This window comes from Streptomyces sp. NPDC051104, assembly GCF_040682835.1.
Classification (GTDB): Bacteria; Actinomycetota; Actinomycetes; order Streptomycetales; family Streptomycetaceae; genus Streptomyces; species Streptomyces cynarae.
The window spans coordinates 47135-71659 of record NZ_JBFBBS010000034.1; the positions used below are offsets into that span (position 1 = coordinate 47135).

The 24525-nt window shown below is 72.9% G+C and carries 20 protein-coding genes and 4 pseudogenes; 11 read left to right on the forward strand and 13 right to left on the reverse strand.

The annotated features are described in order from the left end of the window. Positions 1–96 precede the first annotated feature (96 nt). Together AB0N14_RS31305 and AB0N14_RS31310 are read left to right on the forward strand one after the other, a co-directional pair. Positions 97–1704 carry a cytosine permease gene (locus AB0N14_RS31305; RefSeq protein WP_366029056.1) on the forward strand — a complete coding sequence of 536 codons (1608 nt, stop codon included), beginning with the start codon at positions 97–99 and terminating at the stop codon, positions 1702–1704. Beyond that, positions 1704–2381: a cyclase family protein gene (locus tag AB0N14_RS31310; RefSeq protein WP_366029057.1), complete on the forward strand. Its 678-nt coding sequence runs from the start codon at positions 1704–1706 to the stop codon at positions 2379–2381. Before AB0N14_RS31305 ends, AB0N14_RS31310 begins: the two co-directional genes overlap by 1 nt. 6 nt (positions 2382–2387) lie before the next feature. On the opposite strand, the gene AB0N14_RS31315 is transcribed toward AB0N14_RS31310, so the two are convergent. Then, entirely contained in the window at positions 2388–3557 is a 1170-nt protein-coding gene (locus tag AB0N14_RS31315) for a helix-turn-helix domain-containing protein (protein WP_366029058.1), read from the reverse strand. Positions 3558–3684: 127 nt separating this feature from the next. On the opposite strand from AB0N14_RS31315, the gene AB0N14_RS31320 reads away from it, so the two are divergent. Next, a complete protein-coding gene (locus AB0N14_RS31320; RefSeq protein WP_366029059.1) occupies positions 3685–4854 on the forward strand; it encodes a lactate 2-monooxygenase in 1170 nt (389 codons plus the stop codon). After that, positions 4851–5924, forward strand: coding sequence for an NAD(P)-dependent oxidoreductase (locus tag AB0N14_RS31325; protein WP_366029061.1), 1074 nt, complete (start codon positions 4851–4853; stop codon positions 5922–5924). Before AB0N14_RS31320 ends, AB0N14_RS31325 begins: the two co-directional genes overlap by 4 nt. A 78-nt stretch (positions 5925–6002) precedes the next feature. On the opposite strand, the gene AB0N14_RS31330 is transcribed toward AB0N14_RS31325, so the two are convergent. From AB0N14_RS31330 to AB0N14_RS31340, 3 genes and pseudogenes are all read right to left on the reverse strand, one after another. Beyond that, complete coding sequence (locus AB0N14_RS31330; RefSeq protein ID WP_366029063.1) at positions 6003–7103, reverse strand: glutamate--cysteine ligase; 1101 nt, start codon at positions 7101–7103, stop codon at positions 6003–6005. Between the two features lie 49 nt (positions 7104–7152). Next, positions 7153–8849, reverse strand: a pseudogene (locus AB0N14_RS31335) (RICIN domain-containing protein). A gap of 1069 nt (positions 8850–9918) precedes the next feature. After that, a pseudogene (locus AB0N14_RS31340) lies at positions 9919–10200 on the reverse strand (AraC family ligand binding domain-containing protein); the annotation flags it as partial. Between the two features lie 63 nt (positions 10201–10263). Between AB0N14_RS31340 and AB0N14_RS31345 the strand changes: the two are divergent. After that, a complete protein-coding gene (locus AB0N14_RS31345) occupies positions 10264–11052 on the forward strand; it encodes a phytanoyl-CoA dioxygenase family protein (RefSeq protein WP_366029065.1) in 789 nt (262 codons plus the stop codon). A 9-nt stretch (positions 11053–11061) separates the two neighbouring features. Here the strand turns inward: AB0N14_RS31345 and AB0N14_RS31350 are convergent, their stop codons facing one another. The 4 genes from AB0N14_RS31350 to AB0N14_RS31365 form a co-directional block, all read right to left on the reverse strand. After that, positions 11062–11949 carry an alpha/beta hydrolase gene (locus AB0N14_RS31350; RefSeq protein ID WP_366029066.1) on the reverse strand — a complete coding sequence of 296 codons (888 nt, stop codon included), beginning with the start codon at positions 11947–11949 and terminating at the stop codon, positions 11062–11064. 52 nt (positions 11950–12001) lie between these two features. After that, positions 12002–12535 (reverse strand): flavoprotein, encoded by a 534-nt coding sequence (locus AB0N14_RS31355; protein WP_366029067.1) that lies wholly within the window; start codon positions 12533–12535, stop codon positions 12002–12004. A gap of 241 nt (positions 12536–12776) precedes the next feature. Further along, a complete protein-coding gene (locus tag AB0N14_RS31360; RefSeq protein WP_366029084.1) occupies positions 12777–12977 on the reverse strand; it encodes a ferredoxin in 201 nt (66 codons plus the stop codon). A 21-nt stretch (positions 12978–12998) separates the two neighbouring features. Next, positions 12999–14207, reverse strand: coding sequence for a cytochrome P450 (locus tag AB0N14_RS31365; protein ID WP_366029068.1), 1209 nt, complete (start codon positions 14205–14207; stop codon positions 12999–13001). Positions 14208–14467: 260 nt separating this feature from the next. On the opposite strand from AB0N14_RS31365, the gene AB0N14_RS31370 reads away from it, so the two are divergent. Together AB0N14_RS31370 and AB0N14_RS31375 are read left to right on the forward strand one after the other, a co-directional pair. Continuing rightward, positions 14468–15100 carry a LysE family transporter gene (locus tag AB0N14_RS31370; protein WP_366029069.1) on the forward strand — a complete coding sequence of 211 codons (633 nt, stop codon included), beginning with the start codon at positions 14468–14470 and terminating at the stop codon, positions 15098–15100. 117 nt (positions 15101–15217) lie between these two features. Next, entirely contained in the window at positions 15218–15664 is a 447-nt protein-coding gene (locus AB0N14_RS31375) for a nitroreductase family deazaflavin-dependent oxidoreductase (protein ID WP_366029070.1), read from the forward strand. Between the two features lie 101 nt (positions 15665–15765). Here AB0N14_RS31375 and AB0N14_RS31380 read toward each other — a convergent pair whose 3' ends face one another. After that, complete coding sequence (locus tag AB0N14_RS31380; RefSeq protein ID WP_366029071.1) at positions 15766–18102, reverse strand: SpoIIE family protein phosphatase; 2337 nt, start codon at positions 18100–18102, stop codon at positions 15766–15768. A 131-nt stretch (positions 18103–18233) separates the two neighbouring features. Beyond that, a complete protein-coding gene (locus AB0N14_RS31385; RefSeq protein WP_366029072.1) occupies positions 18234–19178 on the reverse strand; it encodes a cation diffusion facilitator family transporter in 945 nt (314 codons plus the stop codon). Between the two features lie 230 nt (positions 19179–19408). On the opposite strand from AB0N14_RS31385, the gene AB0N14_RS31390 reads away from it, so the two are divergent. Together AB0N14_RS31390 and AB0N14_RS31395 are read left to right on the forward strand one after the other, a co-directional pair. After that, complete coding sequence (locus AB0N14_RS31390) at positions 19409–20434, forward strand: glutathione S-transferase C-terminal domain-containing protein (RefSeq protein ID WP_366029073.1); 1026 nt, start codon at positions 19409–19411, stop codon at positions 20432–20434. 48 nt (positions 20435–20482) lie between these two features. Further along, entirely contained in the window at positions 20483–20788 is a 306-nt protein-coding gene (locus tag AB0N14_RS31395) for a DUF4235 domain-containing protein (protein WP_366029074.1), read from the forward strand. Between the two features lie 302 nt (positions 20789–21090). Here AB0N14_RS31395 and AB0N14_RS31400 read toward each other — a convergent pair whose 3' ends face one another. The 3 genes and pseudogenes from AB0N14_RS31400 to AB0N14_RS31410 all read right to left on the reverse strand — a co-directional run bounded on the left by AB0N14_RS31400 (position 21091) and on the right by AB0N14_RS31410 (position 23682). Beyond that, positions 21091–21483 (reverse strand): VOC family protein, encoded by a 393-nt coding sequence (locus AB0N14_RS31400; protein ID WP_366029075.1) that lies wholly within the window; start codon positions 21481–21483, stop codon positions 21091–21093. Positions 21484–21565: 82 nt separating this feature from the next. After that, entirely contained in the window at positions 21566–22198 is a 633-nt protein-coding gene (locus tag AB0N14_RS31405; RefSeq protein ID WP_366029076.1) for an alcohol dehydrogenase catalytic domain-containing protein, read from the reverse strand. Between the two features lie 25 nt (positions 22199–22223). After that, positions 22224–23682 (reverse strand): annotated as a pseudogene (locus tag AB0N14_RS31410) (aldehyde dehydrogenase family protein). A 72-nt stretch (positions 23683–23754) separates the two neighbouring features. Between AB0N14_RS31410 and AB0N14_RS31415 the strand changes: the two are divergent. Then, positions 23755–23883: pseudogene (locus tag AB0N14_RS31415) on the forward strand (MarR family transcriptional regulator); the annotation flags it as partial. A 157-nt stretch (positions 23884–24040) separates the two neighbouring features. Beyond that, positions 24041–24418, forward strand: a complete 378-nt coding sequence (locus AB0N14_RS31420; RefSeq protein WP_366029077.1) for an anti-sigma factor antagonist — start codon at positions 24041–24043, stop codon at positions 24416–24418. The last annotated feature ends 107 nt before the right edge of the window (positions 24419–24525 follow it).

The following is a 24525-nucleotide window of genomic DNA, read 5'->3' on the forward strand; positions in this document are numbered from 1 at the left end:
CTTCCTCGCGCACCGCGCTCCCCTGCGGTGGCCCGGAGCCGTCCGCCCCCGCAGCGCCACGAACCGCTCCGCCGTCCCTCCCCCGCTGGAGCCCCGTTGCCCGAGAATTCCGCCTCCTCCGCCTCCTCCGCCTCCTCCGCCGCCGCGCCGCCCTCCCTCACGGAGGTCGAGGCGTACGGTGTGGAGCGCATCCCCGACGCCGACCGCACCGCGACTCCGCTCGACCTGTTCCGGGTCGCCTTCGGCGGCGCGAACACCTTCTCGACCTGCGTCCTCGGCGCCTTTCCGATCCTGTTCGGCCTCTCCTTCCGGCAGGGGCTCGCGGCGACGGTCCTCGGCGTGGTCGCCGGTGCGCTGATCCTGTGTCCGATGGCGGTGTTCGGCCCGGTCAACGGCACGAACAACGCGGTCTCCTCGTCCGCGCACCTCGGGGTGCACGGCCGCGTGGTCGGCTCGTTCCTGTCCCTGCTCACGGCCATCGCGTTCTTCTCGATCTCGGTGTGGAGCTCCGGCGACGCCCTGGTCGGCGGCGCGCACAGGCTGTTCGGGCTCGAGCGCAGTACACCGTCGTACGTCGTCGCGTACGCGCTGTTCGCGGGCCTGGTGCTCGCGGTGTGCGTGTACGGCTTCCGGTTCATGCTGTTCGTCAACAAGATCGCGGTGACGTCGGCGACCGTCTTGTTCCTGCTCGGCGCGATCGCGTTCGCCGGGGACTTCGACCCGTCGTACGCGGGTGTCTTCACCGCTTCGGCCGATCCGGCGACCAAGGCGTTGTTCTGGCCGTCCTTCATCGGCGCCGCGCTGATCGTGCTGTCGAATCCGGTGTCGTTCGGCGCCTTCCTCGGCGACTGGTCGCGCTACATCCCCGCGGACACGCCGCGCCGCAAGGTGGTCGGGGCCGCGTTCCTGTCGCAGATCGCGACGCTGCTGCCGTTCGTGTTCGGGCTCGCCACCGCGAGCATCATCGCCAAGCAGGCGCCGAAGTACGTCGACCCTGCGGCCCCGGACTTCGTGGGCGGACTGCTCGCGATCTCCCCGACCTGGTTCTTCCTGCCGGTGTGCCTGCTCGCGCTGATCGGGGGCATGTCGACGGGCACGACGTCGCTGTACGGGACGGGCCTGGACTTCTCGTCCGTCTTCCCGCGCCTCACGCGGGTGCAGGCGACGCTGGTGGTGGGCGTGCTGTCGATCGCGTTCATCTTCATCGGCCGTTTCGGGCTGAACCTGGTGCAGTCGATCTCCACGTTCGCCACAATGATCATCACCTGTACCACTCCGTGGATGGTCGTGATGATGCTCGGCTTCTACACCCGGCGCGGCTGGTACGACCCGGACGCGCTCCAGGTCTTCAACCGCCGCCAGCGCGGCGGCCGTTACTGGTTCGCGCACGGCTGGAACTGGCGGGGCATGACGGCCTGGTGGGTGGCGGCGGTGATCGGCGTGCTGTTCACCAACATCCCGGGCCAGTTCGTCGGCCCGCTCGGAAACCTGGCGAACGGCGTCGACATCAGCCTGCCGCTGTCACTGGCCGTCGCCGCGGTCCTGTACCTGGCGCTGCTGCGGCTCTTCCCCGAGCCCCGGGCGGCGTACGGGCCCGAGGGCGCGCGGCTGGCCCGTACGGCCGAGGTGCCCGTGCCGCCGATCACCGTTCCTGGCGCGCCGCAGGGCGACTCCGCCCCCGCACTCGCGGTCGAGGGCGGCTGATGGAGTCCTGGCTCGACCTGTCGGTGCCCGTGGTCACCGGGATGCCCGTGTATCCCGGTGACCCGCAGGTCGAGGTGGAGCGGGCGCTGCGGGTGGCCACGGACGGGGTCAACGTGCTGGCGCTGCACCTGGGTTCGCAGTCCGGGACGCACGTCGACGCGCCGTACCACGTGGACTCGGCGTGGCCCGCGCTGGACGCGCTGCCGCTGGAGCGGTTCGCGGGCCCGGCGGTGGTGGCGGACGTACAGGGCCTGCCGGCCCGGACGCCGATCACACCGGAACTGCTGGCGCCCGCGCTGAGCCTGCTGCGGCTGCGGCCGGGCGCGATCCTGCTGGTGGCCACGGGCTGGTCGGCGTACTGGGGCACGGACGCCTACCTGGCCCATCCCTGGCTGACGCCGGAGGCGATGGAGGCGGTGGTGGGCGCAGGCGTCCGCACGGTCGGCGTGGACGCGCTGAGCGTGGACGCGACCGGCGACCCTGACCTGCCCGCGCACCGGGTGCTGTGCGGGGTGGGCGGCGTGATCGCCGAGAACCTGAGGGGCCTGGACCAGGTCGCCGCCGCGCAGGCGGCGGGCCGCCCGGTGGACGTGTTCCTGTTCCCGCTGCACCTGCCGGGCGCGGACGGCGCACCGGTCCGGGCGGCGGCCCGTGTGGGGGCCGGGGCCAGGACGTGAAGCCGGTCAGGCCTTGAGCGTGCGGGCGATGTCCAGGGTCAGGCGTTGCCAGGGGTCGCGTGGATCGCGGGACGCCAGGGCGTGCACGCGGCGCAGGCGGTAGCGCAGGGACTGGGGGTGGAGGTGGAGGGCGCGGGCGGCGGCGGTGGCCGAGCCCGCGTCGATGTACGCCGTCAGGGCCTGGAGCAGGTGGCGTTGTTCCGGGTCGGTGAGCGGGCCGAGGACGAGACGGGCGATGTGGTCCGGGGTGGCCGCCGGGTGGCCGGCGAGCAGGGCCAGCACGTGTGCGTCGGCGTCGTTGAGGATGCGGCCGGGCCGGTGGGCGTGGGCGGGGGCCGTGTCGAGGGCGTCGGCAGCCAGTCGGTGCGCGACGGCGACCCGGTCCAGGCCCTCACCCGTGATGGCGCAGCCACGCCACGCCCGGGCGTCCAGGAGGGCCGGTGCCCGGCCGACGGCCGTGGCGGGCAGCAGCAGAACCGCGCGGGAGCCGCGCACCGTCGACAGCGACCCGGCGCCGCCGCCGAGCGCACCGAGGAGTCCGGCGGCGGCCTCGTACGACATGTCGGGGCCGCCACCCGTCGCGGGCTCGGCCACCAGCAGGCAGTACGGGTCGGGGAGTTGGACGCCCAGCCGGGCCGAGCGGTCCGTCAGCGCGCCCACCGAGGCGTGCCGGCCGGCGATCAGGTCGTCGAGCAGCAGTCGCAGCGCGCGGTCCCGGTCCCCGGCCAGGTCCTCGGTGGTCGCCGCGTACGCCGTGGCCATCTCCTCCGACAGGGTGTCCAGGGCCGTCAGCAGGACCCGGGCCAGCGCGAGGCCGTCCGCCGCCGTGAGGGCGCGGCCACGGGCGGCGACCTCATCGGTGAGGACGGCCGCGGCCACCCGGTAGGCGCGCAGCACGGCCTGCACGGGTCGGCCGTCGGCCGCGCGGGCCGCCGCGATCCCACGGAAGCGGCGCAGATCGGCCGGTCCCAGGGTGCCGTCGGTGGCCCACAGGTGCAGCAGCCGGTCCACGCCCCAGGCCGCGATGGCCCGCACCTCCGGCAGCCGGCTGTCGTCGAGCGCGGCGTACACCGGCACCGTCGCGTGCACGGCGGCGACGACCGCCTCCACCACCCGCGGGTCGGCGACGATCTCCGCCCGGACGGCGCTGCGGGCCTTGAGCGGCTCACTTGTCACAGGGTGATGATTCCAGCCGCGCGATGTGCGCACCACGGTGGACGGACCTTGTCACGGTCGCCAGGATCATCGGCGTACAGCGTGGTCGTACCACGCGGTCTCAGGGACGAGAGGCGGGACGTACGGGATGGCGAAGCACTGGGCGGACTTCCAGTACGAGATCTATCTGAACGGCATGACGGGCGCCGTACCGCGGCTGCCCACCGATCTGACCCGGCTGGAGGCGCTGACCGAGCAGCGGCTCGGTCCCGGCCCGGTCGGTTACGTGGCGGGCAGCGCGGGCACCGGCAGCACCGCCCGGGCGAACCGGGCGGCGCTCGAGCGACGCCGGATCGTGCCGCGCATGCTGCGGGACGTGCACGACCGCGACCTCTCCGTGGAGGTGCTGGGACGGCGGCTGCCCGCACCGCTGGCCCTGGCTCCGATCGGCGTGCTGTCGATCATGCATCCGGACGCCGAATCGGCGGCGGCGCGTGCCGCGGCCGCGCAGGGCGTGCCGTTCGTCCTCTCCTCGGCATCCAGCACGCCGATGGAGCAGGTCGCGCAGGCGTCGGGTGACGGCGAGCGGTGGTTCCAGCTGTACTGGGCCAAGGACCGCGAGGTCGCCCGCAGTTTCCTGACCCGGGCGAAGGCGGCCGGGTTCACGGCGCTGTTCGTCACGCTGGACACCCCGCTGCTGGCCTGGCGGCCCCGCGACCTCGACCAGGCGTATCTGCCGTTCCTGCACGGGGTGGGCACCGCCAACTACTTCTCCGACCCGGCGTTCCAGGCGGGTCTGGCGAAGCCGGTGCACGAGGACCCCGACGCGGCAGTGCTGCACTTCGTGAACATGTTCGCCGATCCCGGAAAGACCTGGCCGGACCTGGCGTTCCTGCGGGAGCACTGGGACGGCCCGATCGTCCTGAAGGGCATCCTGCATCCCGACGACGCCCGCGCGGCCGCCGAGGCCGGGATGGACGGGGTGGTGGTCTCCAACCACGGCGGCCGGCAGGTGGCCGGTTCCGTGGCCGCCGCGGACGCGCTGCCGCGAGTGGTGGAGGCGGTCGGGGACCGGCTGACCGTGCTGTTCGACAGCGGGATCCGCACCGGCGACGACGTGTTCAAGGCGCTTGCGCTGGGCGCGCGGGCGGTGCTCGTGGGACGGCCGTACGCCTACGGTCTCGGGCTCGACGGCCAGGCGGGCGTCGAGCACGTGATCCGCTGTCTGCTCGCCGAGTTCGACCTCACCCTCGCCCTCGCCGGGCACGCCCGCCACGCCACGCTCGGCCCCGCCGACCTGATCGAGGAAACCGCATGACCGACACGACCGGTACCGACGACACCACGGCCACCACAACCACCACCGCCACCACCGCCACCACCGCCACCACCGCCACCACCGCCACCACCGCCACCACCGCCACCAACAACGTCCTGGCCGTCGTCTCGCCGCACGTCGGCGGGCGGCAGGCGGGCGCCGCGCTCGCCACCGTCTTCCCCGGCGAGGCCCGGGTGACCGTGGTGGAGAGGACGGACGAGGATCCGGCGTCGCTGCGCGAGGCCCACGTCATCGTCACCGGGCTCGGCCCGGTCACCGCCGAACACATCGCCGCCGCGCCGGAGTTGAGGCTGATCCAGTGCGCGAGTCACGGCTTCGACTACGTCGACCTGGACGCGGCGCGTGCCCGGAACATCCCGGTCTGCAACATCGGCTCCAGCGGCGCCGAGAAGCAGAACGTGGCCGAGCAGACCTTCGCGCTCATGCTCGCCCTGGCCAAGCAGTTGGTCCCGGCGCACACCGCGCTCGTCGACGCCGACTGGGCGCTGCCCCGGCTGCAGCAGTCGATCACGGAGCTGTCCGGCAAGACCCTCGGCATCGTCGGGCTGGGCCACATCGGCCAGGAGGTGGCGCGTCGGGCGGCCGCCTTCGACATGTCGATCGTGTACGCGGGCCCCGAGCCGTTGGACGCGGAGACGGAGGCACGGCTCGGGGCCCGGTACGTGGGGCTCGACGAACTGCTGCGCACCTCCGACTACGTGACGCTGCACGCGCCCCTCACCGACGCGACCCGGCATCTGCTGAACGCCGAGCGCCTCGCGCTGCTGAAGCCCACCGCGTTCGTGATCAACACGGCGCGGGGCGCCCTGATCGACCAGGACGCGCTGGCGGACGCGCTGGAGGCAGGCGCGCTGGCCGGGGCGGGGATCGACGTCTTCGACCCCGAACCGCCCACCCCGGCCCTGAGGTTGCTGAAGGCGCCGAACGTGGTGCTGTCGCCGCATGTCGCCGGTGTCACCCGGGAGACGCTGGTGCGGATCGCGCTGGCGGCGGTCCGCAACGCGGCGGACTTCCTGGCGAGCGGGGAACTCCGCGACGTCGTGTCCTGACATTGCTGACGCTGAAGATTGCGGCTGTGTCCCCGGGTGTTCCGGCCTGGGGCGCGGCCCCTTTCTTCTGACGCCAGGTCAGGACTGCAGCTGACCCTGGGTGTGGCGTACGCACTCCAGGACGACGTCGCGCAGGCTCCCGGTCCGCTCCATGAGTTCCCGCTGCACCCGGGCGCCGTTCCCCCGCTCCAGCAGCCCGGTCACGGCCTGGTCCGCTCGGTCGAGGTCATCGGTGCCGGCCAGCGCGTCACCGACGTGGTCGAGCAGGTCCCGCACCACCGACTCCGCCGGCATGCGCCGCATCGTCCTCGGGTGCAGCAGCTCACTCGCCAGGCCTGACCGGGCCGCCTGCCAGGCGGCCAGCCGCAGCAGACTCACGCTGTGGTCCACCGGCTCCCGGCCCGCCCGCCACTCGCGCGCCGCGGTCTCCACCAGCCCGCGGGCGAGGGTGGCGATCAGCTGCGCGGTGTCCGCGTGCAGGCAGACGTCGGGGACCCGGATCTCCACCGTCGGGTACCGCTCGGACAGACGCGCGTCGAAGTAGACCATGGCCTCGTCGAGGACGACTCCGGTGGCGACCATGTCGGCCACCCGACGGTGGTACCGCTCGGGCGACCCGAACAGCTCGGTCGGCCCCGCGGAGGGCCAGCGCCCCCACACCCGGCTGCGGTAGCTCTCGTAGCCCGAGTCCCTGCCCTGCCAGAACGGGGAGTTGGCGCTCAGGGCGACCAGTACGGGGAGCCAGGGCCGCACGCGGTCGACCACCGCGACGGCCTCCTCGTCCGACTCGACCGAGACGTGCACATGGCAGCCGCAGACCAACTGCTCCCGCGTGGCGATTCCGTACTGCTCGGCCATCCACTGGTAGCGGCGGTTCATGCTGATGGACGGGCTCACCGGCAGCGGTGAGGTGGCCAACGCGGCCACGGCGCAGCCGATCGCCCCGGCGTGTTCGGCCGCCTCCCGGCGACAGCGGACGATCTCGGCGCCGAGTTCCGCCATGTCCGTCTGCGGATGCGTGGCGAACTCCAGCATCTGACCGTAGAGCTCCTTCTCGAACAGGCCCTCGTCCGCCTCGTCCTGCGCGGCGCGGGCGAGCACCGCGGCCGACAACGCCTTCGGCTCACCGGTCTCCGGGTCGACCAGGAGGAGTTCCTCTTCCACTCCGACGGTCCGCACGTCATGCCGCCTCTCTGTCCGTCTGCCGCGACCACTGGTGATCACGGGATCATCCGCCCACCCCGACTACCCTCCCGGACGGACGGTAGTCGGGCATGAGGACGCGGCCCTCGGCTCGCCGGTGTGTCGCTCGGAGCAGGGCGCTGGCTCGGACGGGATCGAGGGTGGGTGCGTCCACGGCCGCCGGCTGCCCGTACGAGCGGGCGTCGGTCGCCCACCGCTGGGCGTCGGAACCGTCGCGGTCCTTGACGACGATGTCGGCGTCGGCGTCGGGGTCGGGGTCGGGGCTCGCGGGCGTGACGGCGAGGCCCATGCCCCAGCGCGGGAGCAACTCGCCCCCCACGGTGAGGTCGTAGCGGACGTCGTCGGCGTGCGCCTGGCCCGCCTCGACGCACGGGGCGAGCGTGACAGCTCCGTCGGTGGCGTGGGAGTCGAGGCACAGGCCCGGGTCCGCGACACTGCGCAGCAGGCCGTCGCTCTCGTACGACCACTTCTGGGTCCACGCCGAGGAGCAGGTCGCGAGCCGGGTGCCCGCACCGTCCCTGACCGCGCCGCGGATGTCGAGGCAGAGGCCGGCGGCGACGGCGTGCAGTCGGGTCTCCTGCGGGGCTGTGGGCAGTCCGGCCGTGTCGGGCGGCGCTTGGGGGCCGGAGCGGGGCGAGGGGGTGTTGGGGCCGCCGCCGGCGCTGGTGGAGGCGACCGGGTCGGCGCCGCTTCCGTCGTCGGTCCAGACCCCGGTGACCAGCAGGGTCAGCAGGACGGCGACGGTGGCGAAGCCGACGCCGGTCAGCAGCGTCCTCATGTTCCGCTCCCCCGCGGTGATCCTGCGGCCCGCCGCGGGGATCTTTGTGAGCAACCGGTGGCGTCCGCCGCCGCCCGGGCGCCGGCCGCGGGAGCCGGTGCGCGCGGGGTGCGAGGTGCGGCCGTGCCGGGAGTCGAGGTAGCGCCGGGCGCCCCAGCCGAGGACCGCTTCGGTGCGTCGAGGCCGTCCTCGCAGCGGCGCAGTTGTTCGGCGGCGGAACGGCAGTGGCGGCACTGGAGGACATGCTGGTGCACCTCGGGCAGCAGGTCGCCGCCGCGGCGCAGGGGGATGTCGAGCAGCCGGTTGTGGAAGCGGCATTCGGCGCTCGGGGCGAGTTCCCGGTGGGCGCGTACACAGCCCGCCCGGAATTCTTCGCGTGCCTGTTCCAGTGCGGCCGCCGCGGTCTCGGAGTCCATGCCGAGCAGAACGGCTGGGACGGATATGTGTTCGACTTCGACCTCGGTGTGCCACAGCAGGGACTGGGCGAATGGGGACAGAGCGCGGAAAGCGTGTTCGGCGAGGGCGCTGGTTTCGGGTGTCAGGAACTTCGCGGCGCGCATACCGCGACCGCCCGCGGGTTTCCTCAGCTCCGGCAGAACACCGGATATCCGGTCCTCCGCCGCCCATTCCGCGACCGTGTCCCGGACCACCACGAGAAGCCTCGGGCGCAGCGCCACCGCCGAACGGGAGCGGGTGAGGTCGCCGAGGACCCGGTGGAAGGCGGCGGCGGTGGCCATCGCAGCGACGTCGCGGCAGGAGGCGAGGCAGATGACCGCGTAGTCGTACGCCGCCTGCCAGTGTCTCGCCATCAGCAGCGCGACGGGCAGGGTGGTCTCGCCCACGGGCCGGCCCCTGAGCCGGGCGGCCAGGTTCTCGTCGGATTCTCCCGGTGCCGCGCCGGGACGGGGCGGATAGGGCGGACGCGGGGGGTGGGGGCTGTGCACTGAGCGGGTTCCTTCCAAGGCACAAGGCTGCACACGGAGTTCTGCTCGCCGAAAGGACCGGGATGCTGGGCCTTTTTCGGCGCCGCGCCGGGAAAAGGTGACGGGTGACGGTCGCGGACGAGGTGCACGAGACGAGTATGGCCTCGGCGCCGGCCACCGCCTGCTTGCGGTCCAGGCCGATGCACAGCCCGCTGTCCTGGTTGCGCAGCCGGCCGCGGAAGGCACCGGTGGGCACCTCGGCGGCGGCGCCGACCCAGGAGGGCGATGGCGATCCGGAGGCGCTCGCCCGTGCTCCGGGGCTCGGCTCATCGGACGGGGCTGCGGTGCCGGCGGGGGCGCCCCCGCCGGAGTGGGCGACGGACCACACCACCAGCGGCAGCAGGATGAGCACGCTCACCGTCGCCACGGCGAGAACGAGCTGCCGGCGTTGCGGGGAGCGGCGGGGGGCCTTGTGCGCGCCGGCGGAGCGGGAGCCGAGCCCGGCGGAGGCGGCCGGGGTGCCACGTCCGGGGTCGCTGCCGGGTGCGTCCGTGGCGGGCCGGTACTCGGCGTCGGCAGGTGGCTCAGGCGCGGGGGCGAACCACCGGTACGCGTCGGCGGGATCGGCCGGCGGCTCGGCGGCGGCGAACCGCCGGTCCGCGTCGGCCGGGTCGACCAGAGGCTCTCCGCCCACGGGCGCTGCCGGGGAGAGGGACACGCCCTCGGCCAGGGACCGCACGGTGTGCGGCGCGGCCGGGTCGGCCGCGACCAACGCCTCGACGAGGCGGATCCGTTCGTCGATTCCGGAGGGGGACGGGCCCACCCGGGCGGTGGCGAGCAGCACGATCTCCTCGAGGCAGCACAGGGCCAGCTCGCGGGCGACGGTACCGTGTGCGACGGCGACCTCGCCGCCTGCGGGCGGCACCGGCTCGGGCGGTGTGCCGAGCCCGCCCCAGCGGGCGTCGGCCAGCAGGCGCCTGAAGGCCGTCTCGATACGGTCCCGCCCGTGTCCGGCGCCGACCGTGTAGAGACGGTCACCCACCTCATGGGGCCCCAGCCGGCCGACCCAGGAACTCCGTGCCTGGCAGTGCACCCACCAGAACGCCCAGTGCCGGGCCCCGGGCGCTGTCCCGTACCGGTGGGGCACCCCGGGCCCGAGCACCACCAGGTCCCCGTCACCGGCCGACACCCGGGTGGCGCCCTGGCCCAGGGTGCCCCGCCCGCCGGTGGTCCAGGTGAACAGCCAGCTGTCGGCTCCCCGTGGCCGGCTGATGCGGTATCCCGGCGGCTGGTCGAAGCGGCCGACCGTCACCAGGCCGGGCGGCGGGGCCGGGACAGCAGTCCCGGGCAAGTCGTCAGCACGCACAGGCATCCTCCCCACAGGTACTCCCACCTAGCGTGAGGCACACACCAGGCCGTTGAGAAGGGAGGGCCCATGGCAGTCACCGGCATGGAGGGGTTAGAGGAGGACGGGTTCGCGGTCGCGCGCGGGCTGTTCTCCCGGGCCGAGATCGACGCCCTGTGCGCCGAGTTCACGGCGCTGAAGGACGCGGGCCCCGTACCGGGGCACTTCGAGCCCCGCGCGTCCGCGGCCGACGAGGCCGCCGATCCGCTGCGGGTCCACCCCCGCGTCCCGCACCGCATCAGCGAGCTGTCGCTGCGCTTCCTGCTGGACCCGAGGCTCGGGGAGATTCTCCAGACGCTGCTGGGCGAGGAGGTGCTGGCCGCGCAGAGCATGTTCTACTTCAAGCCGCCGGGCGCCCGCGGTCAGGCGCTGCATCAGGACAACTTCTATCTGCGGGTGGAGCCGGGCACCTGTGTGGCCGCATGGATCGCCTGCGACGTGATCGACCGGGAGAACGGCGGCCTGGAGGTGGTGCCGGGCACGCACCGGATGGACCTGTTCTGCCCGGAGGAGGCGGACATCGAGCTGTCGTTCGCCCGTGAGTACGTGCCACCGCCGCCCGGCCTTGAGCCGGTGCCCGTCGTGATGGAGCCCGGCGACGTGCTGTTCTTCAATGGCAGCCTGGTGCACGGCTCACAGCCCAACCGCAGCGCCGACCGCTTCCGCCGCTCCTTCATCGGCCACTACGTCGGCCGCTCCGCGGAGCGCATCGGCGCCTACTACGACACCCTGACGATGGACGGCACACCCGTCGCGCTGCCCGAGAGCGAGGGCGCGGGCCCCTGCGGCACCGAGTTCGCCGCCGTGGGTCCGCACTGAGCACCACGGTCAGGACGTGAAGGCGAGGATGGCGTCCGCGACCGCCCGCGGGTTCTCCAGCAGCATGGCGTGCGTGCCGTCGATCGGGGCGACGGTCACATTGGGCCGCTCCTCGGCGAGGGCGGCCAGGTCGCGGGCGAGCCCCCTGGCGTAGGCGAGCATCATCGGATCGAACCAGTCCAGGCCGGGGACGGAGGGCACCTGCCGCTGGGCCCGGCCGAGAAGCAGCGGCGCGGTCATCCTGCGGAACAGGGCGAACAGGTCCAGCGAGTCGATGACCTCGAGCATCTGCAGCGCCTGTTCCCGTCCCGGCCGCAGCTCCAGGGCCCCGTCGTCCCGCTCCCGCACGGACCGCCGGATGCCGGCCTCCAGCAGTTCGTAGGGGATGCCGAGGCGCTCGGAGATCGCGCGCTGTTCGGCGAGGAGGTCCTTGACCCCGTCCGGGGGCAGCTTCCTGCCCTGGCCGGCCGCGTTCAACTCCCGTACGTGGGCGAGGTGCTGGGCCACATAGTCCGGGTCCAGGCCCACGTACTGGTCCGGGCGTCCCCAGCCGAACCCCTCGAGGTTCACGGCCCCGGGGGTGACGTCCTGGTGCTCCAGCGCGTACACCACGGCGAGGATGCCGCCGAAGGAGTGCCCGACGGGAAGCGCGCCCGGGATGCCGTGCGCCGTCAGGACCTCCTCGAGGTCGCCGAGCACCTCGGGCAGGCGCCAGGGTCCGTCCGGCGAGAGGCCGTGGCCGCGCAGGTCGACGGCGAGCACGCGGTGCCGGGCCACGAGGAGGGGGGCCACAGCCGCCCAGTCGGCGAGCGTGCGCCCGGCGCCGTGCAGGAGCAGCAGGGGCGGCCCGTCGCCCCCGTGGTCGTGCACGGCCAGCGCGATACGGTCTGCGGTCATGGCACGACAGTAGAACGTCGGGTCGGCGTACGCCCTGGTGAACGGCCCCCCGTCAGGGGCGCGGCGTGAGCAGGTCCAGGGCCCGCTGCCAGCGGAACCGCGGGCGGGTGCCGTCCTCGGCCGCCTCTCCGGCGTACGGGTCGCCGAACCGCACCCCCACACCGGTGAGCCGTTCGAGGCTCGCGCGGTAGGCGGGGTGGGCCGCCAGCGCCTCGCTCACGCAGGGCAGGACGGCGATCGGGACGCCGAGCCCGTACGCCTCGCACAGGGTCCCGAGGGCCAGGGTGTCGGCTATGCCGGCGGCCCACTTGTTGATCGTGTTGAAGGTGGCGGGGGCCACGACGACCGCGTCGGGGTCCGGGAACGGCCGGGGGTCGCCCGGGGCGCGCCACGCGGACCGGATGGGGCGGCCGGTCCGCTCCTCGACGGCGGCCGTGTCGAAGAACCGGAGGGCGAGAGGGGTGGCGATGACGCCCACCTCCCAGTCCCCTTCCTGCGCGGCGGTGATCAGTTCGGGGACGTCCTGCGCGACGCCGGCGGCGCAGACGACGACGTAGAGGAAGGGTGTGTTGTCGTGTCGGGTCACGCCCGCACCCTAGTGATCACGGCGGGCGGCAGGTGACCGGTTCGGTGTGTTCAGTCTCTTACGTCTCTTAGGTCTGTTCGGTCTGTTCGGTCTGTTCGGTCTGTTCGGTCTGTTCGGTCTGTTCGGTCTGTTCGGTCTCTTTGGCCTATTTCGTCTCTTCGGTCTCTTCGGTCTCTTCGATCCGTTCGGCCCGTTCGGCCCGTTCGGCCGGTTCCTCCCGGGCCGCCGGGGTCGGCCTCCTTCAGCTTCCCTTCTCGGAGACGGTGATGGCGCCCACCGGGCAGGCGCGCGCCGCCTCCCGCACCAGTGGGTCGCCGCCGCCGTCCTCCTTGCCGGGCAGCACCTGGCTGAAGCCGTCGTCGTCCTGGGTGAAGACTCCGGGGGCGGTCAGGGCGCACTGGCCGGCGCCGATGCAGACGTCCGGGTCGATGGAGATGGAGATGTCGGTCATGGCCGCAGCCTCCTACCAGCTCACGGGGAGTTCCAGCATCCCCTGGATCGTGTCGCCCGGTTTGAAGGGGATCTCCTCCGCCGGGGCGGCGAGCCGCAGTCCGGGCAGCCTCTCGAAGAGGGTGCGCAGGGCGATCTCCAGCTCGGCCCGCGCCAGGTTCTGGCCGAGGCACTGGTGGATGCCGAAACCGAAGGCGACGTGGTGACGGGCCGGACGGTGCCAGTCGAGGGTGTCCGGTTCGGGGAATGCGGTGGTGTCGCGGTTGATGACGGACGTGGAGAACAGGACGCCCTCGTCGGCCCGGATCCTCGTACCCGCGATCTCGATGTCCTCGGTGGCCACCCGCACCAGCCCGTCGGCGATGGACAGGAAACGCAGCAGCTCTTCCACCGCGGCGGACATCAGACCCGGGTCGGCGCGCAGTTCGGCCAGCTGATCGGGGTGGTGCAGCAGGGTGAAGGTGCCGAGGGAGATCATGTTGGCGGTCGTCTCGTGCCCGGCGACCAGCAGGAGCGTGGCCAGGGAGACCAACTCGTCCCGGTCCAGGGCGCCCTCCCGTAGTTGCTCCTGGATCAGCTCGTCGAGCAGTCCGTCCCCCGGTTCCTCACGCTTGCGGTCGATGAGATCCTCGAAGTAGGTGTTCAGCCGGTCTCGGGCGTCCTGGGTGTCGGCCACGGAGGGGCCGCGCAGCAGCCTGCGCGACTGCTCCTCGAAGAAGTCGTGGTCGGCGTACGGCACGCCGAGCAGCGCGCAGATCACCATCGACGGCAGCGGCAGCGCGAAGGCGCTCACCAGTTCGGTCGGCGGGCCCGCGGCCTCCATGGCGTCCAGGAGCCGGTCGACGATGGCCTGGATGCGCGGGCGCAGTGCCGTGGCCCGCTTCAGCGTGAAGCTCGGCACCAGCATGCGGCGCTGAGTGCGGTGCTCGGGGTCGTCGACGCCGAGCAGGGCGAGCCTGCGGTTGCGGGCGGCGGCGAAGCGTGCGGTGACGGCGGGGAACGCGGACCGGGTCCGATCGGAGGACAGGCGCGGGTCGGCGAGGAGCGCACGGGCGGTGGCGTGCCCGGTGACCACCCACACGTCGCGGCCGTCGTAGAGGGTGACCCGGGTCAGGGGCCGGGCCGAGCGGAGCGGCTCGTAGGCGGTGGGCGGGTGGTAGGGGCAGGTGCGGTCCTGGGGGAAGGCGACGGGTTCTGACACGGTCGTACCGGTTTTCGTCATGAATGACCTCGCACGAAGATTCCCTTTACCGATCATCATTAGATGCCTCGGGCACCTACAGGGCCACTCGAAGTTCGGCCAGATGCGCCGACCGCCGCATATGGCCAAAGTAATTCGCTTGCCCGTGCTCCGCCGGTCGTCCAGGCTCTGCGCATGCCGATCACCGAAGCCTTTCTGCCGCCGTCCTGCGCCGCCGTTCGCGGGGTACGGGCGCGACAGCAGCGGTGCGGCCCGCCGCGGAGGCCCGTCACTCACCTGCCGTGACCGCCGCACTCGTCGCGGGCCTGGTCGCGGGCTACGGCATCGCGATGCCCGTCGGTGCGGTCGGGACCTACCTGGTGTCCCTGACCGCCCGTACGTCCCTGCGGACCGGAGCGTGCGCCGCGCTCGGTGTCGCCACCGCCGACGGGCTCTACGCCCTGGTGGCGACCGCCGGCGGCAGCGCTCTCGCCGCGGCGCTCCAGCCGGTGCTCGTCCCGCTGCGCTGGGCGGCGGCGCTGGTGCTGGCCGCGCTCGCCGTGCACGGCGGCGTCCGCGCCGTGCGCCGGTACCGCTCGCCGGTGACCGCCGCGACGGCCGATGCGGTGCCGCCGGGTCCCGCGAGGGCGTATCTCGGCCTGCTGGGCGTCACGCTGCTCAACCCGACCACCGTGGTCTACTTCGCCGCGCTGGTGGTCGGCAGCCGCACCGCGGAGACCGTACGGCTCCTGGACCAGGGCGTGTTCGTGCTCGCGGCGTTCGCCGCGTCCGCGAGCTGGCAGCTGCTCCTGGCCGGCGGCGGCGCGCTGCTCGGCCGGGCACTGACCGGGCGGCGCGGCCGGCTGGTGACGGCGCTGGTCTCCTGCGCGGTCGTCGCGGCACTGGCGATCCGGATGCCGGCCGACGCGTGGTGAGGATGAATCCGCGGGCGGCTGGTGTTGAATCGTGAACCGTGTGGCCCGCGACCCGGAGCGTGGGTCTGCGGCACCACGGACGAGACAGCAGTCGTACACGACGATGGGACGGATGCCATGCCTCTTGAGGGCGAGTACGAGCCCAGCCCGGAGCAGTGGGTGCGCGATCAGGTCGAGCTGTACGAGAGTTCGGGCGGCACCAAGGGCACGACGCTGCTCGACACGGGGCTTCCGGTGGTCATCCTCAGCACCCTCGGCGCCAAGTCCGGCAAGATCCGCAAGACTCCCGTGATGCGTGTCGAACACGAAGGACGGTACGCCGTCGTGGCCTCGCTGGGCGGCGCGCCCAAGCACCCCGTCTGGTACTACAACCTGAAGCAGCATCCCACGGTGGAGCTTCAGGACGGGCCGCAGCGGCAGGAGATGACGGCCCGTGAGGTGACGGGCGAGGAGAAGGCGGTGTGGTGGGAGCGGGCGGTCGCCGCGTATCCGCCGTACGCCGACTACCAGAAGAAGACCGACCGGGAGATCCCCGTCTTCGTGCTGGAGCCGACCGGGAAGTGACCCCCCTCGCGTCGAGCCGCACGGGCCGCCCGCTCGTGCGGCTCGAGCGGCTCCTGCGGCTCGAGCGGCTCGAGCGGCTCGAGCGCGGTGCGGGCCGCCGGTCAGTCCGGCAGCGGCTGTTCGGCCCATATCGTCTTTCCCTCGCTGGTCTGCCGGCTGCCCCAGCGCTGGGTGAGCTGGGCGACCAGAAGCAGACCGCGGCCTCCCTCGTCGTAGGCGTACGCGCGACGCAGATGCGGTGAGGTCGAACTGCCGTCGGAGACCTCGCAGATCAGTGAGCGGTCCCTGATCAGTCTCAGTTGGATGGGGGGCCCGCCGTAGCGGATCGCGTTGGTCACCAGTTCGCTGACGACGAGTTCCGTGACGAACCCGGCCTCGTCCAGCCCCCAGTCGGCGAGCCGGTCGACGGCGTACTGCCGGGCCGTGGCCACGGACGCGGGGTCCGGCGGAACGTCCCAGGTGGCCACCCGGTCGGCGCCCAGCGCCCGGGTGCGGGCCAGCAGCAGGGCCACGTCGTCGCCGGGCTCCTCGGACAGCACCGACTTCAGGACCGTGTCGCACAGCGCGTCGAGGGAGCCGCTCGGGGTCTCCAGGGCGCGGCACAGCTCGGTGGTGCCGTGGTCCAGGTCGCGCTCGCGGCCTTCGCCGATCAGCCCGTCCGTGTACAGGGCGATCAGCGAACCCTCCGGCAGGTCCAGCTCCCTCGCCTCGAAGGGGAGGCCGCCGACGCCGAGCGGCGGACCCGCTGACATCGTGACGAGCCGGGCGGTGCCGTCGGGGGCGAGGACGGCCGGCGCGGGATGTCCCGCGGTGGCCAGGGCCAGGCGGCGGGTGACGGGGTCGTAGACCGCGTACAGGCAGGTCGCACCGAGTTCGCCCACCTCGTCACCGCCCTCGCCCGTGGCCAGGTGGATGACCAGGTCGTCCAGGTGGGTGAGGAGTTCGTCGGGCGGCAGGTCCACGTCGGCCAGGGTCCGCACGGCCGTGCGCAGCCGGCCCATGGTGGCCGAGGAGCGGATGCCGTGCCCGACGACGTCACCGACGACGAGGGCGACCCTGCTACCGGACAGCGGGATCACGTCGAACCAGTCACCGCCGATTCCGGCCAGCGATCCGGACGGCAGATAGCGGTGGGCCACCTCCACCGCGGCCTGACCTGGCAGGCCGCGTGGCAGCAGGCTGTGCTGGAGGGCGAGCGCGGTCGCGCGTTCGCGGGCGAAGCGGCGGGCGTTGTCGACGCAGACGGCCGCCCGGCTCGCCAGCTCCTCGGCGAGCACGGCGTCGTCCGCGGCGTAGGGGGCGGGGTTGACGGTGCGCACGAGCACCGCGACGCCCAGGGTGGTGCCGCGGGCCCGCAGCGGCACCGCCACCAGGGAGTGGGCGCCCCTGCGGTACACGGAGTCGCCCACCCCTCGGGCGTTGCGCTCCTGCACCCAGCGGTCGAAGTCGGGTTCGCCGGCCCCCCGCAGCACGGCGCGGCCCTCGCGCAGGGCCCGGGCGGGCGGCGAGAAGGGAGAGTAGGTGTCGACGTCTCCCAGCAGGACGGCCGCCTCGGGCGTGCCCTCGGTGACCGACCGGTGGGCTATGCGGCGCAGGACGACGTCTCCCTCCGCCTCGACGGGCGGTTCCTCCGCGCCGAGAACCCAGTCGAGCAGATCCACACTGGCGAAGTCGGCGAACCCGGGCACGACCACCTCCAGCAGCTCCCCGGCGGTGCGCGGCACGTCCAGCGTGGTGCCGATGACGGTGGAGGCCTCGATGAGCAGGACCAGGCGCCGACGCGCCCAGTACTGCTCGCTGTTGTCGACGGCGGACATGGCGACGGCGGTCGTCTCGCCGGGTGCGCCGCACACCGGCCACATGTCGATGGTCCAGGCGTGCTCCCGGCGCTCCGACGGGGCGCGGGTGTAGCTCTCGTAGTGCACGGGGAGCCCGGTCTCGGCGACCCGGCGCAGCTGGCTGTGGAGGCGCCGGCCGGACTCCTCGTCGGCCACCGTGTCCGGCAAGTGCCGCCCGGTCAACGTGTCCGCGCCGACCTGCAGCATCTCGCCGGCCCTGTCGTTGGCGCGGATGTAGCGCTGCCCCAGGTCGAAGACGGACATCGCGACCGGTGCCTGCTGGAAAGCCCTGGCCACCAGCACCGCGTGCGCCGTGGCGGGCGCGGTGGTGACCACGAATCCTTGCGGGGAGCCGTCCGCCCCCGTCACGGGGTGCACGCTCAGGCACAGCGGGACGGGGTGGCCGTCGCGGTGGCGCAGGACGGCGGTGCCGGTCAGGGCGGTCAGCCCCGGCTGCGGTAGGTCCTCGGCGAGCAGCTCCTGCGCGGCGCGTCCCACGACCTCCTCGGCCGTGTATCCCGTCAGCCGCCGGGCACCCTCGCTCCATCCCGTCAGCGTGCCCCGGGCATCGACGATCGCCGCAGCGGCGGCTTCCTCCATGTTCTCAGAATGATCCCTGGGGTGCGTCGCCTCAACCGGGCGCCGGGCGCGGGGGCAGCGGTCGTACGGTGCACGCGCGCGGCCCGTCGGAACTCCCCTGCATGACGCGCTCTGCGCGGGGCAACCGTCCCTCAGGCCCCGCCGTGTTCCCCCGTCGCGGCGGGGCTCTTCGTGTGCGTGTCCGGGTTCCGGGACGCCGCGCGGGTCGGGGCGTCCGTGATGTCGAGGAAGATCTGGTCGGCCTGGGGGACCTCCCGGGTGAGCGAGCGCTTGATGCGCACCGCGACGTCCTCGACCTCCTCGCTGTCCAGGCCGGGGACGAGGTCGATCCGGGCGGCGACCAGGATGGACTCCAGGCCCAGCTGCATGGTCTGCAGCGCCTCCACGCTGTCGATCTCGGACTGTGCCTGCAGCAGCTCCCGGATCCGGCGGCTGAGGTCGGGATCGGCGGCCTGGCCGATCAGCTGGTCGCGGGCGTCACGGCCGAGCCGGAAGGCGACGTACACGAGCAGCGCGCCGATCGCCAGCGACGCGGACGCCTCCCACACGACCTGCCCGGTGACCATGTGCAGCGCCATGCCGACGATCGCGAGGACCACGCCCAGCACCGCCGTGCTGTCCTCGGCGAGGACCGTCCGCAGCGCCGGGTCCCGCAGCGCCCGCAGGGACGTGCCGTGCTGCCGGCGCACCTGGTGCAGGGCCCGCACCAGGGAGACGCCCTCCGACACCAGCGCCACCCCGAGCACCACGAGCCCGGCGACATAACCGCTGTGCGACTCCTCCGCGCCGCTCTTCAGCGCCTCGAACCCCTGGAAGAAGGAGAAGCAGCCGCCCATGACGAAGATGCCGACGGCCGCGAGGAGCGACCAGAAGAACCGTTCCTTGCCGTAACCGAAGGGGTGGAGCCGGTCGGCCGGGCGGCGGCTGCGACGCATTGCGGCCAGCAGGAAGATCTCGTTCAGGCTGTCCGCGACGGAGTGCGCCGCCTCCGACAGCAGCGCCGGCGAGCCGGCGAGGAGTCCCCCGACGCCCTTGGCCACGGCGATCAGCAGATTGGCGCCGAGCGCCACGAGCACCGTGACACGCGTGCTGCCGTCCGAGGACCCGTCGCGCCGCTCCGGCTCGGGTCGCGGCGCCCCGTCGTCCGAGGGCGCCCGTGCGACTGCCGTACTGTCCCGTTCCGTATCCGAGGATGTCCCGCTCACCTCGCCCCGATTGCCCCCATCCGCGGCTCTCACACGGTGTCGGCACCCAAATCGGGGAACCCGAACGGCGTGCGACGGACGCCGGTGCGAGGAGGGGCCGTATGACCGACGGCAACAGCGAGTACAGCAACAGCGCCTACGGGAAGAAGCAGTTCAAGCGGTCCAGGGGCCACTTCGCCGACCGCATCACCGCTGATGGGCGCGACGCCTGGCCGGTGGAGGCCGGCCGCTACCGGCTGGTGGCCAGCCGGGCCTGCCCGTGGGCGAGCCGGGCCGTGATCTCGCGGCGGCTGCTCGGGCTTGAGGACGCCCTGTCGCTGGCCATCACCGATCCCCTCCAGGACGACCGCAGCTGGCGGTTCACCCTCGACCCCGACGGCCGCGATCCCGTCCTCGGCATCCGCTACCTCAGCGAGGCCTACGACGCCCGTGAGACCGGGTACCCCGGCGGGGTCAGCGTGCCCGCGGTCGTGGACGTGCCGACCGGCCGACTGATCACGAACGACTACCAGCAGATCACTCTGGACCTGGCCACCGAGTGGACGTCCCTGCACCGCGGCGGCGCCCCCGACCTCTACCCGGAGCGGTTGCGTGACGAGATCGACGACGTGATGCGCCTCGTGTACAAGGACGTCAACAACGGCGTGTACCGGGCCGGTTTCGCCCACCAGCAGAAGGAGTACGAGGAAGCGTGCACGGACGTGTTCCGCCGGCTGGAGTGGCTGTCGGAGCGCCTGGCCGGACAGCGCTACCTGGTCGGTGACACGATCACCGAGGCCGACATCCGGCTGTTCACGACGCTGGTCCGTTTCGACGCCGTCTACCACGGTCACTTCAAGTGCAACCGCTGGAAGCTGGCGGAGGACCCGGTGCTGTGGGCGTACGCCCGCGATCTTTTCCAGACGCCCGGTTTCGGCGACACCGTCGACTTCGACCACATCAAGCGGCACTACTACCAGGTGCACACGGGCATCAATCCCACCGGGATCGTGCCGCTCGGACCGGACCTGGCCGGTTGGCTCACGCCGCACGGCCGGGAGGACCTCGGCGGGCGTCCGTTCGGTGACGGGACACCGCCGGGGCCGGTGCCCGCGGCCGAGAAGGTTCCGGCCGAGGGGCGGCCCTGAGGCACCTGGGCACGTACGCACAGGGCACGGACACACAAGGAGGGAAACGTGGCCCACGACAAGAAGAAACCGAAGCTTCCGCTCGTCTACCGGCCTGTCGGGTTCGCCCTCGGCTGGGCGAGCGGGGCCCTCGCGGGGTACGCCTTCCGGGCGACCTGGAAGGCGATACGCCACGAGGACGACGCGCCAGACGCGCTGGACCGGGACCGCGGCTGGGGCGAGGTGCTGCTCGCCGCGGCGCTTCAGGGCGCCCTGTTCGCGGTCGCGCGCAGCCTGGCGGACCGGACGGGGGCGAAGGCGATCGAACGGTCGACGGGCCTGTGGCCGGGCGGGGACAAGGGCGGCCGGGACTGAGCTTCCACGCACGGGCGGGGGCACACCTCACTCCGGCGCCGGGACCGAGTGTCACACGCCCGGTTCCCGGACGCCGGGGCCGAGCGGCGCTCCCGCCCCCGATCGCGGCCCCGAGCAGCGCTTCCGCCCCCCATCGCGGCCCCGAGCAGCGCTTCCGCCCCCCATCGCCGCCCCGGGCAGCGCTCCCACCCCCCATCGCCGCCCCGGGCAGCGCTCCCACCCCCCGGCCCCGACGCCGATCCTGTGCGTCGCACCCCGGTGAGGCCGTGCCCCGCCTCGCGGGATCGCGGGAGTTCGTAGCCTCACCCCTGCTTCGGTGCCGTGGCCCTCGTGCGCCGCAGGGTGAAGGAGTGGCCGGCGGGGTCGGCGTAGCCGCGTTCCTCGAACGGGCTCGGCGCCTCCTTGGCCTCCAGCGGGCGCCCACCCAGGGAGACCACCCTGCGCTCGGCCTCGTCGAGGTCCTGCGCCAGGAAGTCGAGGTGGACCTGGAGGGAGTTCTCGGGGCGGGGCCAGCTGGGCGGGGTGGCGTTGACATCGCGGCGGAACGCCATCCGGAACCCGTCGGCGCCGCGGATCTCCACCCGGTTCGCGGTGGCGTCGGTCTCCTCGGCGCCGAGCAGGTCCTTGTAGAACGCGGCGAGTTTCTCGGGCTCGGCGCAGTCCAGGACCACGACGCCCGCCAGTACCGTGGGCATGCTTCCTCCTTCGGGCGCGGGCGGGCGCCGTGCCCGCCCGCATACGGTGCCCCGGGTATCCGCCGCCCCCGTTTTCAGTCCGTCACGACCCGCTCACCGCCCGGCGCCGGTGGGCCCTTGACCTCCGCCGGCCGCGCCGCCGCCGCGGACAGCAACAGGCCGAGCGCGACCGGATAGGAGCCGTGACGCATGTCGGCGACGAGATGGCGGGCCGTCGCCGCGATGTTCGGGTGCGTCTCGGCGGGCAGCCGGGCGTACGTGGTGCGCCACGCGCCTGGGTCAACAGCCGGGCCCTGGAGCGTGCGGGTGTCACCTCCGAGGGGGTGCCGTCGCGGCTGATGGTGCTGGTGCCGTCGGCGCGGCGACCGCCGATCAGGTTCAGCGGCAGCCAGGTGGCGCAGTACGCCGGGTGCCCGTCGCGGCAGTTGCGGCAGCCGCCGCAGGAGGTGAAGGACAGCACGACGTGGTCACCTGGCTCGACGCCCGTCACATCCGGTCCGACGGCCTCGACGACACCGGCCCCCTCGTGGCCGAGGACGCCGGGCAGCGAGAACGGCAGTCCGCCGCTCGCCACGCCGAGGTCGGTGTGGCACAGGCCGGTGGCGACCATGCGGGCCAGGGCCTCGCCCTGGCCCGGGTCGTCGAGTTCCACCTCGGAGAGCGTGAAGGGCGCTCCCCCGGACTCGACCACGGCGGCGCGTGCGGTGGTGGTCATGCGGTGAACTCCTTTGCGCGGGCGCTCAGTCGAGCGAGACGAGGACGGACTTGACCTTGGTGTAGGCGGCGAGGGCCTCGGGCCCGTACTCGCGGCCGAAGCCGGAGTCCTTGACGCCGCCGAAGCGGAGCGCGGGGTCGAGCATGGCCCAGTCGTTGATCCAGACGATGCCGGCCTGCAGCCGCCCGGCGACACGGTGGGCGCGGGCCAGGTTGGTGGTCTGCACACCCGAAGCCAGGCCGTACGGCGTGGAGTTGGCCAGTGCCACCGCGTCGTCCTCGGAGTCGAAGGGCTGCACGGTGAGGACGGGGCCGAAGATCTCCTCCTGTACGACCCGGGAGTCGTTGGACAGGCCGGTGATCACGGTCGGCTTGTAGTAGTAGCCGCCGCCCAGGTCGAGCCGTTCACCGCCGACGACGACCCTGGCGCTCTCCTTGCGGGCCAGTTCGACGTACTCCTCGACCTTCTTCAGGTGCTTCTCCCCCGCCATCGGCCCGACGACGGTGCCCGGATCGCGCGGGTCGCCGACGGGCACCCCGGCGACCGCCTCCGCGAGGATGCCGACCACGGTGTCGTGCACCGGCCGGGCGACCAGGAGCCGGGGTCCGGCCATGCAGAACTGGCCGGTGTTGAAGACGAAGCCCTTGATGATCGCGCCGACCGCCTTCTCGAGGTCGGCGTCCTCGAAGACGCCGTGCGCGGCGTTGCCGCCCAGCTCCATCATCACGGTCTTGAGCCCTTCGCCCGCCACGCTCGCCACGTGCCGGCCGACCGCGGTGGAACCTGTGAAGGCGACCTTGTCGACGCCGGGGTTGCGCAGCAGCGCCTCGCCCGCCACCGGGCCCGTGCCGGTGACGACGTTGACCACGCCGTCGGGCACAACCGGCCTCCGACAGCAGGCGTGCCATGTACAGGGCGCTGAGCGGGGTCTCCTCGGCAGGCTTGTGCACCACGGTGTTGCCGGCCGCGAGGGCGGGGGCCAGCTTGGAACCGGAGAGGATCAGCGGGAAGTTGAAGGGCGTGATGGCCGCGACCACGCCGAGCGGCTCGCGCCGGGTGTAGGCGAAGGCGCCCAGGGGGGTGTCGCGGGTCGCGCCGTCCTGGCTCTGTGCGAGGGAGGCGAAGTACTCGTAGTCGTTGGCCGCGTTCGTGACGTCCACCGCGCCGCACAGCGAGATCGGCTTGCCCACGTCCAGGCTCTCCAGGGCGGCGATCTCTTCGGCGTTGGCGCGGATCAGCTCCGCGACGCGGTGCAGCACGCGTCCGCGCTCACGGCCGCTCATCCGGGGCCACGACCCGGAGTCGAAGGCCTCCCGGGCCGCGCGTACGCCGGCGTCGACGTCGCAGGCGGCCGCCTCGGCGACGGTCGTGATCACCTGGCCGGTGGACGGGTCGATGACATCCATGCGGGCGCCGTCCACGGCCTCGCGCCACTGGCCGCCGATGTACAGCTGCCCGGCATCGGTGTCGAACGTGGTGGTCATGGCCCACTCCCCAGCGTTGCGATAGCCAAAAGTTCAACAAGAACAGGATTCCTGTTGGTCCGCAGTCTGAGGCGCGAGCTGCTGGCGAGGGTCGCCGGTCCGGTGCGGGAGCTGGAGGAGCGGATGGTCCGCGACCTCACGTCGCACCAGGCCGACCAGTTCCGTCAGGCGCTGTCGAAGGCCTGGCACGCGTTGTCGTAGGTCTGCCGCGGCCGAACGAGGATCCCCGCCGCGACCTTCACCGGCGACTCGCCCTGAATTCGAAGACATATGTCAATCGAACATGCTCAAATTCACTCTGCCGAGGGTAAGTTGCAGGCTGGCGCGAGGAGTTGGCGGGGGGGGAGGCGATGTCGACGTGGGGCAGGAACCTGCACCGCTCACCCGGCATCTGCGCATCCACCGGGACCGCGGTCACACGGTGCTGGAGTTCCACGGCGAGATCGACATCCTCGCCGCAGTGGAGATCATCCCGTTCCTGGACTCCGCGACGATCCGGCGCGCCCCGCGCATCGTCATCGACCTGCGTCCGGTGGAGTTCTTCGACTGCTCCGGGCTGCGCCTGCTGTACCGGGCCCGGAGCCGCGTGCTCGCGGAGGGCGGCACACTGCATTTGGTGTGCACCCATCCGCTGACCCTGCGCATCCTGCGCCTGACCGGGCTGGCGGCCGTGCTGCCGCCCGCGGCGTCGCTCGAGGACGTCCTGGGCGAGTCGGAGTCCGCCGGATCCCTGTAGCCCGTTCGGGACGCGGGGGAAACGGAGAGCGGCGGGGGGGGGGCCCCCACGGGGCGGGGGCCCCCCCCCCCCCCGGGGGCGCCCCCCAGGGGGGAAGCGGAGCGGGG